Source organism: Chitinophagales bacterium, from assembly GCA_016787225.1.
Lineage (GTDB): Bacteria > Bacteroidota > Bacteroidia > Chitinophagales > JADJOU01 > CHPMRC01.
The window spans coordinates 68282-83364 of sequence record JAEUUY010000029.1 but is presented as its reverse complement, the minus strand read 5'-3'; the positions used below and the strand labels follow the sequence as shown (position 1 = coordinate 83364).

The 15083-nt window shown below is 36.4% G+C and carries 14 protein-coding genes; 9 read left to right on the top strand and 5 right to left on the bottom strand.

All coding sequences use genetic code 11. The features are described 5' to 3' along the window. Positions 1–20: 20 nt before the first annotated feature. The gene (locus JNL75_11280) at positions 21–2345 is read left to right on the top strand and encodes a hypothetical protein (protein ID MBL7790401.1); all 2325 of its coding nucleotides are present in this window, start codon (positions 21–23) and stop codon (positions 2343–2345) included. Positions 2346–2408: 63 nt separating this feature from the next. On the opposite strand, the gene JNL75_11275 is transcribed toward JNL75_11280, so the two are convergent. After that, entirely contained in the window at positions 2409–2897 is a 489-nt protein-coding gene (locus JNL75_11275) for a DUF1761 domain-containing protein (GenBank protein ID MBL7790400.1), read from the bottom strand. A gap of 154 nt (positions 2898–3051) precedes the next feature. On the opposite strand from JNL75_11275, the gene JNL75_11270 reads away from it, so the two are divergent. The 3 genes from JNL75_11270 to menD all read left to right on the top strand — a co-directional run bounded on the left by JNL75_11270 (position 3052) and on the right by menD (position 6410). Further along, a complete protein-coding gene (locus JNL75_11270; GenBank protein ID MBL7790399.1) occupies positions 3052–3657 on the top strand; it encodes a DUF4254 domain-containing protein in 606 nt (201 codons plus the stop codon). Next, on the top strand, positions 3654–4652 hold the full coding sequence (locus JNL75_11265; GenBank protein MBL7790398.1) for a glycosyltransferase family 9 protein: 999 nt from the start codon (positions 3654–3656) through the stop codon (positions 4650–4652). The genes JNL75_11270 and JNL75_11265 overlap by 4 nt, the downstream gene beginning before the upstream one ends. Positions 4653–4760: 108 nt before the next feature. Further along, on the top strand, positions 4761–6410 hold the full coding sequence (gene menD, locus JNL75_11260; GenBank protein ID MBL7790397.1) for a 2-succinyl-5-enolpyruvyl-6-hydroxy-3-cyclohexene-1-carboxylic-acid synthase: 1650 nt from the start codon (positions 4761–4763) through the stop codon (positions 6408–6410). Here menD and JNL75_11255 read toward each other — a convergent pair. From JNL75_11255 to purS, 4 genes are all read right to left on the bottom strand, one after another. Next, entirely contained in the window at positions 6401–6976 is a 576-nt protein-coding gene (locus tag JNL75_11255) for a YigZ family protein (protein ID MBL7790396.1), read from the bottom strand. The two genes, menD and JNL75_11255, sit on opposite strands and share 10 nt — an antisense overlap. Positions 6977–7025: 49 nt before the next feature. Continuing rightward, positions 7026–7745: an SDR family NAD(P)-dependent oxidoreductase gene (locus JNL75_11250; protein MBL7790395.1), complete on the bottom strand. Its 720-nt coding sequence runs from the start codon at positions 7743–7745 to the stop codon at positions 7026–7028. A gap of 186 nt (positions 7746–7931) precedes the next feature. Next, a complete protein-coding gene (gene rsmI / locus JNL75_11245) occupies positions 7932–8603 on the bottom strand; it encodes a 16S rRNA (cytidine(1402)-2'-O)-methyltransferase (GenBank protein MBL7790394.1) in 672 nt (223 codons plus the stop codon). Beyond that, a complete protein-coding gene (gene purS / locus JNL75_11240; protein ID MBL7790393.1) occupies positions 8593–8850 on the bottom strand; it encodes a phosphoribosylformylglycinamidine synthase subunit PurS in 258 nt (85 codons plus the stop codon). Before purS ends, rsmI begins: the two co-directional genes overlap by 11 nt. Before the next feature lie 509 nt (positions 8851–9359). On the opposite strand from purS, the gene JNL75_11235 reads away from it, so the two are divergent. The 5 genes from JNL75_11235 (at position 9360) to JNL75_11215 (ending at position 15070) form a co-directional block, all read left to right on the top strand. After that, positions 9360–9686, top strand: a complete 327-nt coding sequence (locus tag JNL75_11235) for a helix-turn-helix domain-containing protein (protein ID MBL7790392.1) — start codon at positions 9360–9362, stop codon at positions 9684–9686. Then, positions 9676–10983 carry a DNA (cytosine-5-)-methyltransferase gene (gene dcm, locus JNL75_11230; GenBank protein MBL7790391.1) on the top strand — a complete coding sequence of 436 codons (1308 nt, stop codon included), beginning with the start codon at positions 9676–9678 and terminating at the stop codon, positions 10981–10983. The genes JNL75_11235 and dcm overlap by 11 nt, the downstream gene beginning before the upstream one ends. Then, on the top strand, positions 10959–12128 hold the full coding sequence (locus JNL75_11225; GenBank protein ID MBL7790390.1) for a hypothetical protein: 1170 nt from the start codon (positions 10959–10961) through the stop codon (positions 12126–12128). The genes dcm and JNL75_11225 overlap by 25 nt, the downstream gene beginning before the upstream one ends. Then, positions 12121–13512, top strand: a complete 1392-nt coding sequence (locus JNL75_11220; GenBank protein ID MBL7790389.1) for a hypothetical protein — start codon at positions 12121–12123, stop codon at positions 13510–13512. Before JNL75_11225 ends, JNL75_11220 begins: the two co-directional genes overlap by 8 nt. Before the next feature lie 256 nt (positions 13513–13768). Continuing rightward, the gene (locus tag JNL75_11215; protein ID MBL7790388.1) at positions 13769–15070 is read left to right on the top strand and encodes a glycosyltransferase family 1 protein; all 1302 of its coding nucleotides are present in this window, start codon (positions 13769–13771) and stop codon (positions 15068–15070) included. Positions 15071–15083: the final 13 nt, after the last annotated feature.

The following is a 15083-nucleotide window of genomic DNA, read 5'->3' as shown; positions in this document are numbered from 1 at the left end:
TTTCAAATCTAACTCCTCTTATGCGATTTTTACTTTTATTAGTAGCGCTGCTCCCCATTTTGAACTATGCCCAAAAAGTAGAATTGCATATAAAGGATTTCGATACTAAACAATCCATCATAGCTGCTACTATTGCACATAAGAAAAAACCGATAGCCAAATCCAATACAGAAGGCAAGGTTTTAATCGATTTGGAATATAGAGTTGTACTCGTTTATGCCATGGGTTATGACTCCACCGAAGTAGTGCTGGGAGGCACCAATCAAATTGTTTACCTATACAAGAAAGATAATAAATTAAGGGAAGTAGTTGTAAAACCATGGGTCGACGAGTTTGCCAATAGTTTGATACGAAACATGATAGATAAAGCAAAAGAAAACCATCCCGATAGACTACCATCTTACCAATTTTATACTTATAGCAAGTTTATAGCCGATGCTAAAGAAGATACGGCGAAGTCAAAATCTGAGAAAGGGGATACGTTGGAATTAAAAGAAGCTTCGGATTATATGAAGCAAAACAAATTGTTCGTTTGGGAACGCATCACTGTTTTCAAGCATGATAAAAACTACGGGACAAAAAAAATCTTGCTAAACTCCAATATGAGCGGTTTCAAAATGCCTATCTATGAGTTATTGGCTATATCACTGGATGAGGTCAACTTTCTTCCCAGAATGTTTCGCACAGATGCTTATAAAGACTATTATTTCAGACTGGAAGATAGCATGCTTATCGATGGAAGAAAGACTTATCAAGTGGCTTTCTATCCATACCGGCGCACCAGAAACAAAAGGAGCAGACATGGCTATGTAAGAATTGATGCCGAAACCTATGGGTGCATGGCCTATAAAGGCACTACCAAACAAGGTTTTTTTGAACTAAATAATCAAATGGTTGAAGGCAAAATCTTTTCGAAAGATATGTTCGTCAATACGACCAATTCAATGATTCAGGTAGATAATTTCAGCACTAATTTGATATACAAGCTGACTGTTCAGCAGTTGGAGGTTCCAAAATCATTTACCAAGGCTGATTTCAAAGGCTATGATGTGGAGATATCTCCCAGTCTAAATGATAAAAAATCGTCAGAAATGTTGGTCCAACTAAGAGGTGGCGATAGTCTAGATGCTAGAGAGAAAAATACTTTTATCGCTTTGGATACTATTGTCAGGAAAAACAATCTCGAAGGAAAGTTACGATTGCTCTTAGCATTGAGAAATGGCGACCTCAAACTAGGAAAATTCAATCTGGATGTGCTAGATATCGTACGATATAATAGATATGAAGGTCTTCGTCTAAACATAGCAGAGGAGACCAATCATAGTTTTCACCCTCGGCTATCCTTTAGTACCAGACTGGGTTATGGCTTCGGAGATCAGCGATTCAAATATCGAATAGGTAGCCATTACCTACTCAATTATCAAAATCAGTCAAAATTTTCTCTCATCTATGAAAACGATGTGTTTGCTGCCGGCAGGGATTTTCAGAGTCTTGGGACTAAGCTGGATTATGCAGATTATCATATGAACTTATGGTTCTTTGAAAATTTTTATCAATCGCACAATGCCAAAATAACCTATCAATCCGATTTACATAAGTATCTAGAGCAAAGAGTTTCCGTACAATACGAAAATGTGTCGGTTCTGTTTCCTTATGCCTTTCAGGGAGTGAATATGCCTAGTACCAACTTTATCAATACCAGATTAGCATTAAAATACTATCCGAAAACGAAATTTATTGTCACACCGGAAGGTAAATTTAAAACCGAGGAGAAGCCGACACAACTTACAATGGATTATACTTATCGCCAACCCATTCAGTCTTTGATAGAACCATATCATGTCTTTCAACTAGAAGGTATAACCGCTATCCATTCACCTTTAGGTAAGACCAACATATTGGGACATCTCAACTATATTCAAGGAAATAGTCCTATTATATCCCTTTTTGAAGGTAGAGGGAGTGCAGCTCGCAATACAAATCTTGCTTCGACTTTTGATTTGGGTTCGTATCGCTATTTTGAAACTATGGAGCCTGCTACCTTCTATTCCGACCGCAGTGTCAGCTTGTTTATTAAGCATAATCTGCCCAAGTTGATGATTAATTCTAGTCGAAGTCTAAATTTCTCACTTATATATAAAGCCCTAATTGGGGAGCTCTCTATGCCAGGAGATCATTCCATAAGCCTATTAGCTCCGAATAAACTATACCAGGAAACAGGTCTTGAATGGAATAATATTATAGGTAAGCTACCAATAGGTTTAGGTTTTTATTATCGCTTCGGTGCATATAACACGGGCAATTTTGGGGATAACTTCGCTTCAAGATTATTAATTTCACTGTAAAAAATAAAAAAAACTGAGTCTCCTAGGAAACTCAGCATCTATTTTTTAACAATTGATTTCAATTTATATAAACTGACAAATCAAGCCACCCATCAGAACACCACAAACGGTTAGGTAGCCTACATGAATAAAGATATACTTCCAACTGCGCATTTCAAACATTGCTCCAACGCCAACCATAAATAAACCCATAATAAATGCTGCCATGCCGCCATGCAACGCTCCATGTCCGAAGCTTCTAAATGCTGTACCATAGTCATTCATAAAGGCTTGATAACTTGGTAGGGCATTTGAAATTTGATCTGGACCACCTATCATACCCAATGCACCCATTTGATGTACACATAGTTGCCAATAAATTCCTGTAGCTAGTAAGGAAAAAATATAGGTAAATAAAAATACTTGCCACATGGGCCTTGGATTGTTTTGAATAGATTCTTCGGTAAACCCATTTGCTTGCATCCAAGCATTCCCGAATACTTTAGGATTGTACCAAATAGAACCTACTATGAGTGGAACGAGGGCAGCGCCGAATAAGATTGCATAATTCATATTTATTATTTTTTTGGTGAAATACAAATTTAATACTTAATTCTATTTTAATAAACATTTATATAAATTGCTCGCTTATTATTAACATAATATTATTTATTTACAATAACTTCTATTAAAGATTATCTCAAAAGAAACTCTATATCTTTGCAGCATGAATTTGATTCACATATTCGAAATTTTTCAAAAAGCCATTGCAGATTATCATATAAAAGATAAACTAGATACGCCTTGTCCTAATCCTTTTCAAGATTCAAGTATAGAACACCTTCTGTATTTTAAATGCTGGATAGATACTGTCCAGTGGCATTGTGAAGATGAGGTGAGAAACCCAGCTATAGAAGCAGAGAAGGTGCGCTTTTTTAAAAATAAAATAGATGAACTCAATCAGACAAGAACCAATCTTGTCGAACGCCTCGATGATTATTTCCTAAATATATATAAAGATGTTCAGGTTTTAGACCAGGCCAGATTGAATACAGAGAGTCCTGCCTGGGCTATCGATCGATTATCTATTCTTGCATTGAAGATATATCATATGCAGCTGGAGGTAGAGCGAACTGATTTGACTACAGAGCAGTTTCATGCTTATCAGCAAAAACTAGAGCTTCTTCAAACTCAAAAACTAGATCTCATACAAGCCATTTCTGTTTTATTAGAAGAGATAGAGCAGGGTAGAACACAATTCAAGGTTTATCGTCAGGTCAAAATGTATAATGATAGCGACCTCAATCCTATTCTTAGAGCCTCTAAATTATGAAGGAAATCGTCGTCATCAGATTGTCTTCATTAGGAGATGTCGCCATGCTCGTTCCTGTTTTTCTTTCTTTTCACCAGGCATATCCAGATCTCAAAATTCGCCTTATCACACGAGAGCGATTTGCCCCTATCTTTGCCGACCTCTATTTTGTCAGTATTCATGCTATAGATAGCGGCCAATCAAAGTTGAGTTTGGGAAAATTAATTCATTTTGCTATACAACTATCCTTTTCAAAACCTAAATTCTTGCTAGACCTTCACGATGTCCTTCGAACTAAGGTTTTACGCAATTTTTGTCGACTATTTGGTAGTAAAGTATCGATTATAGACAAAGGAAGAGCAGAAAAAAAAGCACTTATCGCTATGAATGGGGATAAATCCAAGGTGCTAAAAACCACCTTTCAGCGCTATGTCGATGTATTCCAAAATGCAGGTTTTCCCTTCGAACTCCAATCAATTTTTTTAAATAAAACAGAGATAAAAGACCATAAAAAAAGAATCGGAATTTCTCCATTTGCCAAACATGCGAGTAAGGAATATTCCTTTATCAATACGAAGCTAGTTATTGAAAAATTAGCCAATCATCTCGATTTTGAAATTACGATTTTCGGCAAGGGAGACCGGGAAGCAAATATAGCTAAGGATCTAGCAGCAAGTAGTCCTAATGTGAAGATAAACATTGATACCATGAACTTGACTGAAGAGCTCAAACTGATATCCAGTCTCGACCTTATGGTTTCTATGGATAGCGGCAATGGACATCTGGCTGCGAATTATGGAATCCCTGTTCTTACCATTTGGGGGACTACTCACCCCAAGCTAGGCTTTGGGACCTATTCTCAGCCACTTACAAATTCTCTTTTTCCTGATGAAAGAATCTATCCTCAGCTTCCCGTTTCTGTCTTTGGCCAAAATATCCCCCAAGATTATGAGCGAGCCATCGATAGTATTAACGTAGAAGACATCTACGCTAAAATATTGCAAATACTGCATTAGGCTATTTAGTATATCACTTTAGTATACATTTCATAGCTGAGTGTTTAAATCCTTAGCCAAAGATTTAATCGATAGATGATAACTTTGTGCTTTTACTGAATTATATAGGTGTTAGTTTCCAATAAAAAATCAGCTCTTTTTATAAAATCCTATTGCAAACAGGCAGGTATTGAGCATATCGTCCTTTGTCCTGGGAGCAGAAACTTGCCTCTCATCGTCAATTTTTCGAATGACCCTCATTTTAAGGTTTACAGTATTATCGATGAGCGAATAGCGGGTTTTTTCGCACTAGGTATCGTAAAAGCACTGCGAAAACCAGCCCTCGTTATCACGACCTCTGGATCGGCGGCCGTAAATTTAGCACCAGCCATGGTAGAAGCATACTACCAAAGACTACCTTTGATAGCTATTACGGCAGATAGACCCGCGAGTTTTATAAATAAGGGAGAAAATCAAACTATGCTGCAAAGAGGGATCTTCTCCAATTTTGTAGGTCTAGAATTAGAAATAGAGGAGAAGCTAGAGTTTGAAGCCTTTGAAATGAAAATCCAAGTGCTGCATAGTTTTTTAGGAAATCCTAGCCAAGTAAATAATGTGCACATCAATTTACCATTTTCAGAACCTTTGGACAAGATTGAAAATATTTTAGGAGATTATCAATTTAAATGGAAAGCGGAGGGTCTAAAATCGAAAAAAACAAATGCTTCCAAGATGCATTTTGCTAAAGGACAAAATGTCATGATATACCTCTCCTCGAGCTGTGCAAATGAAACCCTCAATAAACTTCTCGACCTGGGGGTAGAAAATAAAAACTGGGTGGTCATTTCGGAACACCATTCTGGTTGGTATCACCCAAAAGGCATCACCCGAATCGATGCGATACTCACTAGAGATAAGGGCATACAAAAGCCTGATATATTGATAACTATAGGGGAGACTATGCTGTCCAAAAAGTTCAGAAACTATATAAAGTCCTTCCAAAATATACTACATTACGATCTCTCATCGTATCCTCGAAATTGGAACAATCTGACGAGCAAATATCAAGCTATTCATTTGGATTATAAGCATTTAAATGATATTTTGGACTTCGAAAATACTTCCTTTTTTCAAGCCGCCTGGCTGGAGGCTGAAAAAATAGCCCTAGACCATCATGTGCTTTTTGTCGAAAATAGGGATTATACCGAGTTTAAGCTTATAGAGAAGATAGTCAATACAATAGACAGGGAATCTGCTATTTATTGGGGAAATTCTTCTGGAGTTCGCTATGGAAACTGGACTTCTTGGAAGTTCAAACCCCAACTAGTCCATCTAGCCAATAGAGGGGTATCTGGTATCGATGGGGTTCTGGCAAGTGCACTTGGGTATCGATCCGTCTCTATAGATGGCGATTTCTACTGTATACTTGGGGATATCAGCATGCTCTATGAGTCTAATAGTCTGTCTGCTTTGTCCTTCATAGACCGAATCAAAATTATTGTAATCAATAATCATGGAGGAAAAATTTTCGAACAGATTCACCAAAGCCAGCATCTAGGCCATACCCATGCACTCGTTACCCCCCATAAACAAAATTTTGAATCCTTGGCAAAACAGTTTGATTTAGAATACTATATATCTAGAGACCTCAACTCATTTTCAAGTCAATGGGAGCAGGTCAAAGCCTCTCCAGCCAAGTTGATTTTTGAAATTAACATCGGTGAAAATGAAACTGACCTCTGGGAAGACTATTTTCGAGCTCCCAAAAATCAAGAATAGGAACTCAATATCATCTCCAACCATTGTTTTTTACTACGAGGCAAGGAAATTTTTACCATATATTTACCTGTAGTAAAATCGGAATTTAGTATATTTATATTATTGTTTTTCAATGCTTTAATCACTTCGTAATATTTGAAAGTCTCCAATTGTAACGTGAGAAAATATTCCTCTTCATCCTCGATTATTTCGGCTTGCTGCAAGCACTGAATAGCGGCCTCTTTATAGGCTTCTATAAGCCCAGGTATTCCCAATTTCGTTCCACCATAATAGCGCACCACGAATAGGCTAACATTCTGTAGCTGTGATGAATAGAGCTGATTGAGTATAGGCTTACCTGCACTGCCCGAAGGTTCACCATCATCATGGGCCCTTATCTCCTCATTTTCAAACCCTATGCGATACGCATAGCAGATATGACTCGCCTTGGGGTACTCTTTCTTTAGTTGCAATAACTGCTCTTTAAAACCTGATATTGTTTTAGTTGGCATGAGATAGCTCAAAAATCTTGACTGAGAACTTTTGTACTCTCCCTTATAGGTTTTATCAATAGTTCTTATCGTCATGAAACTTCTCTGAATATAACTTACTTACCTAAACGTTTTGGTGGCTATACTATATTTGTATCCTAAAAACCTTCTCTTCAAATCGCTCTGGATGATCCATAACCTCTATTAGTTTTTCTGCCACTATGTCAGGTCTATAGAGTTTGTTTTCACGATAGAGTTCCTCAAATTTGGGTAAAAGTGGAAAGTTTTCGATGGGTGTTTTTCGGATATGGACCTGCATATTCGTATCTACTACGCCAGGGGCTATACTATAGCAGTGAATAGGAAATGGCTGCTCCTGCTGCTCCAAGACTATACATTTGCTAAGCATTTCGAGGGCTGCTTTGGAGGCACAGTAGTTGGCCCAGGAGGCATAGGCTCCCGTGGCAGCGCCACTAGATATATTGATAATGGTTTTCTTTCTAGGCAGATGCTGGTACTGCTGGATAAATTTGGTACAGAGCAGCATAGCTGCAGTATAATTGACAGCCATGATATCTTCCAAAGCCTCTTGACTAATCTTATCGAGGGTATTGATTTCCCCCAGCATACCGGCATTATTCACGAGGTGCACGGACTCATAAACTTCCTCTAGGGCAGGGAATTTCGTAGACTTGACAGCACTAATATCGGATAAATCCAAGGCCTGAAATATGAAATTCTCGGCTTCTATACTATTGTTTCGAGCTATTCCCAGCACACAGTTATTGGCATTGGAAATGAGCTTTTTACACAGCGCTAATCCTATGCCACTGCTGCTTCCTGTTATGATATAGAGTGATTTCACTTTGTTAATTTTGAATTTTTAATTTTAAATAAATGAGTCACAGTAAAGAGTCGCAGTTAAAGAGTCACAGTTAAAGAATTGCAGTCACAGTAAATTCAAAGTTATTGATAAAATATCATATTATTCTGATTTATACGCTTGATATTAAAAATTAAGAATTAAAAATTAAGAATTTAGAATTAAGAATTACACATTCCTCACTACTACCACAAACTCACCAATGGGTTCTTTCTTGGTAAAATGTTCCAGCAGTTCTGCGGCTGTTCCTCTCAGCGTTTCTTCAAACTTCTTACTCAGTTCTCTCGATATCGAAATCGTGCGCTCACCACCTCCTAGTTCCTGAAACTCTTGTAGAAACTTGACAATACGATAGGGGGATTCATAAATAACCACGGTACGAGGCTCGGCCAAAATAGCTTTGATAAAGGTCTGACGCCCTTTTTTGTGTGGGGGAAAGCCCATAAAGACAAAAGTCGATAAATCCGCTCCCGAATTGACCAAGGCGGGTACGAAAGCCGTAGCGCCGGGCAGACAATCCAAGGCTATGCCATGCTCCAAGCATTTGGCTATCAATAAATTACCAGGATCGGAAATCAGGGGCGTGCCCGCATCTGAGATAAGGGCATATTGCTTGCCGGCGAGTATCTGCTGTACGATACGCTCCACCTCTTTATACTCATTCATCTTGTGCAGAGGCTGCAGGGTCTTGGAAATCTCATAATGCTGCAGGAGCTTGCTGCTCTGCCTTGTGTCTTCGCATAGGATCGTATCCACGCTGCGGAGGGTTTCCAGGGCGCGGAGGGTGATATCTCCCAAATTCCCTATGGGAGTGGGTATGATAGAGAGCTTAGGACTCAAGCTGAGACAGGGTAAAGCTGTACTGCTCCATGATTTTATTCACCAGCAATTTTTCACAAGCCTCCTTGGTCTGCTTTTCGGCATCATCCTTGGAAGCCGCCTCGATATGGAGCTCTATATTTTTACCGATACGCACATTCTGTATAGCATTCAGATTCATTTTGTGCAGGCCATTATTCACAGCCTTGCCTTGTGGATCCAATAATTCTTTGTGCGGCATTACCTTGATTTCTGCTAGGAATTTCATCGATTCATCTAATTTTATGGTAGCAAATTTAATCTAAATTATACAAGTTATACCACATATAAATCATATTTAGTTTTACTCCTAGCTGAGTCTCTCGTAGAGGACACACCCACTACATCCGCTGTACTCCTCTGAGTCCCTAACAGGAGACTTATAGGGAAGAAAGTTATTTTATATATTAACCAAGAGAATGGTAATCTTATATGGGATTAAATATGAAAAAGTAGAGTATAGTAAGGACTTAGTGCATGATTATAGTCAAAGCATTATTTATATGTTCAATAATAGTTTCCTTTTTTTATATGTTAGCACTCGCCTTAAAAGACCGACGCAACTTATAACAAATGATTAGAAAAATACCAATGACTCAATCCGACCCACAGCAGCGCATTTAATTTTGTCTGATACACCCAGGATTATCCCCTCACCCATATATTGTTGAAAACTTTTTTGGACTTTTTTTGTCCATTAATTTTTAAATAAATATTTTTGGACATTATTTGACCAATATGGCAACAATTAAGAAGACAAAATCATTTGGAGAACATCTTAGACATTTGAGAGAGGAAGCGAGCTTGACTTTGAAATTTGTTTCAGAGCAAATTACTATTGATACTTCACTTCTTGCTAAGATTGAACGTAACGAGAGACTGCCAACAAAGCAAATTATCAAGCAAGTTGCTGACTTTTTTAAAGTTGACGAAAAAGAATTGCAGAATGATTTTTTAAGTGATGTTATCGCTTACAAAATTCTTGACGAGGAAGCAGATTTAGGTATCTTAAAGGTTGCTGAGGAAAAAGTGAAATACCTAAAAACTGTTCACAATGGAAAATGAAATTAAAGTCATAGAATTATTTGCAGGCGTAGGGGGCTTTCGTCTTGGACTTGAAGGATGGAATGGGAAATCAGCATCAACAGGATATAAAAAACCTCTAAAGTCACCTTACAAAGTGGTTTGGAGCAACCAATGGGAACCATCGACAAAAACGCAACACGCTTCTTTGGTTTATGAAAATCGTTTTGGAAAAAACGGACATTCTAATGAAGACATTGCTCAAGTTGATGTTTCAAGAATTCCTGACCACGATTTATTGGTTGGTGGCTTTCCTTGTCAAGACTATTCAGTTGCAACAACCTTAAAAAACTCAAAAGGACTTATCGGAAAGAAAGGTGTTTTGTGGTGGAGCATTCACAAAATAATTTCAGAGAAAAAGAATAAACCAAAATATTTATTTCTTGAAAACGTTGATAGACTTCTCATTTCGCCATCTGGACAACGAGGACGAGACTTTGCTATTATCTTACAAAGTTTAAATGAACTTGGCTATGCTGTCGAATGGAGAATTATAAATGCAGCAGACTTTGGTATGCCCCAAAGACGAAGAAGAGTTTTCATCTTAGCATATTTACAAGGAACTAATATTTATGAAAGTATAAAAGAAGTTAATCCTACTGAATGGATTTTAGAGGAAGGAACTTTAGCCGAAGCATTTCCAGTAAGTTCTGAAAACTCTTTGTGTCCAACTGAATTTGAATTGAAAGACGATATTGTTTCAATTTCTGAAAACTTCAATAAAAATGGAACAACAGGACTTTTTGAAAACACAGGTTTAATGATAAATGGATTTGTTACAACTCTAAAAACATATCCAAACTATGATGGAAATTTCACGATTTTGAAAGACCTTATCCAAAACGGAGAAGTCACATCTGAGTTTTTTATTGACAAAAACGAACTTGATAAATGGATTTATTTAAAAGGTCCAAAAAAGGAAATGCGAAAAAACGCACAAGGCTTTGACTATCATTATAGTGAAGGTGGAATGATTTTTCCAGATTCTTTAGACAAACCATCAAGAACAATAATAACCGGTGAAGGAGGAAAATCTCCATCAAGATTTAAACACGTCATACAAACTCCTAAAGGTTACAGAAGACTTTCTCCTGTTGAACTTGAACGTTTAAATATGTTTCCAGACGACCATACTAAACTTGAAGGAATATCAGATACCAAAAGAGCTTTTTTTATGGGCAATGCATTAGTAGTTGGGGTAATCGAAAAAATTGGTACATCATTAACAGACAAAATTAAACAAGCAACTAAAGAATGGCAGGATTCCTTTTCAGTTTAGATAGTGAAGCATCCCTGATTGATTCAATCAATATGGGAATTTATTCAACTAAATTATCGGCTCCGAATAATGTTTGGCGTATTCATCACGAGGGAACTTTTGCCGATTATTGTTCTATGAGAGAAGGCGATAATGTATATTTTTTCATTGATAGGAAAATTTATGGCATTGGCACATTGACAAATATAAATGGAGATTGTAAGTTTTTAAATTATCCAAATGCAAATTTGCCTACAGTTCAAAACTATGATGAAATTCAAAATCAATTGTTATTAGACATTGGTTTTGAAAGTATTAATATGCGTTTCATTTGCACATTTACTCCATATCCCGTTTTTTTTAGAAATGGAATTGATATGGATGAAATACTTTCTTCTTCACCAAATAGCTTTAAAATACTAAGAGCATTTTGGAAATTAAGTTTTATTAAGTTTTCAGATGAAGAAAATCAAGCTTTCAAAAATATACTGCTTAGAAGAAATATTGAAGCTATTGATAATCCAAGCAACGAAAACACTTTCGACACAAATTTTCAAGAGTTTCACAATTTAATCAATGAAAGAACAGGGACTAACAACCTATATTCATTGTCAATTGCACCATTTTTAAACACAATCGTAAATGAAAACGGAAGTTTAAAACACGAAATGGCACTTGAAGCTGCAATAATTTTCCAACTCACAATAAATCATCCACAAACTACTAATATTTTCGGTAATTGGGATTACTTGACTCATCAGGTTATTGCATCACCATTCAAGCCAATTGATTACATTGATAAAATGGATATTTTTGGTTATCGCTACATTGAGAATCAAAAACCAACATTAAGTAATTACTTGGTAGTTGAAATCAAAAGAAACACAGTTAACGCACAAGATGTATTGCAATTAATGAAATACGTAGATTGGGTAAAAAATGAATATGCGTTTGGCGACTATGGAATGATAAAGGCATTCCTTGTAGGATTTGAATTTACAGATGATGCTTTAACAGAATTTGAAAATATTGTTGAGAGGAAATTTATTTATGGAGTTCGTCCTTCTGTTTCTGCAACATGGAATGATGTTAAACTAGTTAGTTATACATTTAACGCACAAACTAACTTGTTGGATTTTGAAATTATAGCTGAAGTAAATGGATAAGAAAAGACAATATAATCCGAAAGATAAAAAATCAGTAATTGATTACGCTAAACTGCTTAAAGGAAAAACTTTAAGAGAGATTTGCGACCCCGAAGTATTATTGCACAACTATACGGGTAAGGGAAACTTCGGACAGATACTTGAGAAGTTTTATTTTGGTTATGATCCAAATTCCAAATCAGAAGCAGATTTCTTTGAAATTGGTATGGAACTCAAATCTTCTCCTTTAATGCAGTTGAAGAACAATGAGTATCGTTCAAAAGAAAGATTGGTCTTAAACATTATCAATTACCTTGAAGTTGTAAACCAACAATTTGAAGACAGTGATTTTTGGAAAAAGAACGCAAATATTCTTTTGATTTTCTATTTACATCAAGCGGGTTATGACATACTTGACTATTTAATAAAACTTGTTGATGAATGGAATTTCCCAAGCACAGACTTAGAAATAATAAAAAAGGATTGGGAACTCATTAAACAAAAAATTGCTGACGGAAAAGCACACGAACTTTCAGAAGGAGATACTTTTTATTTAGGTGCTTGTACAAAAGGTGCAAACGCTGCATCAGTTAGAAAACAACCTTTTAGCGAAATTCCAGCCAAACAAAGAGCTTACTCACTAAAACAAGGTTATGTAAATCATATCATTGCATCTATTGCAAATGACGCAACTGGTGTTTATGGCAAATTAATTCCATCAGTAGCAGTTGCAAAAAAGCAGACCATTGAAGAGATCGTAATTTCTAAATTCAAACCTTATTACGGTAAGACAATTGAGCAAATACTTAAATCAATTGGAATTGAATTAAATACAACCGCAAAGAGCTTCTATGCGAATCTTACAAAAGCAATTTTAGGAATTGAACTTGACAAAGAAATTGAGGAGTTTGAAAAAGCTGAAATTATTGTAAAAACCGTAAGACTAAAAGAAAACAATTTACCAAAAGAAGATATTTCGTTTCCAAATTTCAAATACGAAGAAATAGTAAATGAAGAGTGGGACGATTCAAATTTTAAAGACATTTTAGAGCATAAATTTTTGTTTGTATTTTTCCAATTTGAAAATGAGCAATTAGTTTTGAGAAAAGTGAAGTTTTGGAATATGCCTTATGCGGCCATTTTGGAAGCAGAGAAAGTTTGGGCTAAAACGAAAGACCTTGTTTCCAAAGGAAATATTGTTAGGGAAGTTAAAGGTAAAACTCGATATACAAATTTTCCAAACAAGACATTTAATTCGGTTTCACACGTTAGACCACACGCAATAAACGCAGCAGACACCTATTCTTTGCCGACAAAAGACAAATTGACAAATGCAAAAGAATATACAAAGCATTGTTTTTGGCTTAACAACACTTATGTTAGAGACGAAATTTATTTAAAATAGCTGCAATTAAGGTTTCCTTTGCTAGCGCTAGTTTATAACTCGTGCTCATGAAGCACTGTTATGAAATCCCTAACTATCAAATTGCTTGCACCTTGATGCCAGATAAACAATGAGCGAGAATGATTCGATGCAAGGTCGTAAGATATTGAAGGGCGAAGAATTCCAAACAGAATTAGTTCGAGAATTATTAATTAACTATTAAAATACTTAGCTATCCTATACTTTTGCAAACAATAAATCCAATTTTAACTATTAATTGAACCCCAAAAGATTTGGTTTAATCACAAAAGGCTCCAGAGGAGATATTCAACCCTTTATAGCATTAGCAATAAGGCTTAAGAATCGTGGACATCTGGTAAGTATAGTGACCTTTAAAAACTTTGAACCACTCATCAAAGATTATGGAATCGACTTTATTCCTCTTGATCTCGATATGGAAAAAGAAGTCTATGATGACGAAGTCATGAATGTCACTCGTAAAGGTAATTTATTGACCTTTGCGCTACTACTCCGCAAACATTCAGATAAGTATCTAGCAAAAACAATTTCTGTCATAGCAGATGCCGCCGATAAATTTGACTTTATGATAGTGAGTGGGCTTGTCTTACCCAATATTTTACCGATAGCTGAAGAAAGAAACATACCCTATGCCATTCTCAATTTTAGCATGCCATATTCGATTACAAAAGAATTTCCGGTGGTAGGTTTTGGCTTTCAGAATATAGGTTGGATCAATAAACTTTCTTATACCATATTTTCCTATGCTGCTTGTCTAGTGTTTCTTCTGCGGGAGGTGAATCAATCTGCGCGCTTACTTCATTTGCCTAAATGGTCTCTGTCTCAAGTTCGACATGAATTTCTACTTCACAATCGATTGATTATTCATCCTATGAGTAGTCAATTACTCCATCAGCCTCCAGACTGGCCTTCTAACTCTGTGGTCACGGGATTTTTAAATCTTCCTTCGACATTGCGGAGCTCTATGAAAAATGAAGAAATACCCCAAGCGCTGCAAGATTGGCTCGAAGAAGGGAAGAAGCCCATCTATATAGGTTTTGGAAGTATTCCTGTGCCTTATCCGGATTTATTGAAAGCTGTAATTGTGCGATTGCTTGAAGAAACCCAATACCGCATTATTTACTGTCGTGGCTGGACCAAGCCGTTTCTGAATATCCAGCACAAAAATTTGTTCGAACTAGATCGCATAAATCATGAGTGGCTCATGCCCAAATGCAAACTAGCTATCATACATGGAGGTATTGGCACTATTGGCGCAGTATTGCATGGTCAGATACCTATGATAATTGCATCCATACTCGCTGATCAGCCTAATAATGGAGATTTGATTGAAAAGACAGGTCTGGGTCTACATATTCCATTTAATAAATTAAGTTTTGAGAAAGTCCTTCGAGGCATTGAAACACTAGAAAAAGAACCCTTTCAATCGAATGCACGAAAAATAGGTGAGAAAATGAAACATGAAAATGGGGTAGAGGAGAGTATCGTGATTATTGAAGATTATATGCAAAAGCTGCTGAAAACTCATAATAAGGTTTAAAAATTTAGACTTA

Coding starts and splice junctions, on each gene's coding strand:
- JNL75_11280 (MBL7790401.1), top strand. CDS start 21: ATGCGATTTTTACTTTTATTAGTAGCGCTGCTCCCCATTTTGAACTAT.
- JNL75_11275 (MBL7790400.1), bottom strand. CDS start 2,897: ATGAATTATGCAATCTTATTCGGCGCTGCCCTCGTTCCACTCATAGTA.
- JNL75_11270 (MBL7790399.1), top strand. CDS start 3,052: ATGAATTTGATTCACATATTCGAAATTTTTCAAAAAGCCATTGCAGAT.
- JNL75_11265 (MBL7790398.1), top strand. CDS start 3,654: ATGAAGGAAATCGTCGTCATCAGATTGTCTTCATTAGGAGATGTCGCC.
- JNL75_11255 (MBL7790396.1), bottom strand. CDS start 6,976: ATGACGATAAGAACTATTGATAAAACCTATAAGGGAGAGTACAAAAGT.
- purS (MBL7790393.1), bottom strand. CDS start 8,850: ATGAAATTCCTAGCAGAAATCAAGGTAATGCCGCACAAAGAATTATTG.
- JNL75_11235 (MBL7790392.1), top strand. CDS start 9,360: ATGGCAACAATTAAGAAGACAAAATCATTTGGAGAACATCTTAGACAT.
- dcm (MBL7790391.1), top strand. CDS start 9,676: ATGGAAAATGAAATTAAAGTCATAGAATTATTTGCAGGCGTAGGGGGC.
- JNL75_11225 (MBL7790390.1), top strand. CDS start 10,959: ATGGCAGGATTCCTTTTCAGTTTAGATAGTGAAGCATCCCTGATTGAT.
- JNL75_11220 (MBL7790389.1), top strand. CDS start 12,121: ATGGATAAGAAAAGACAATATAATCCGAAAGATAAAAAATCAGTAATT.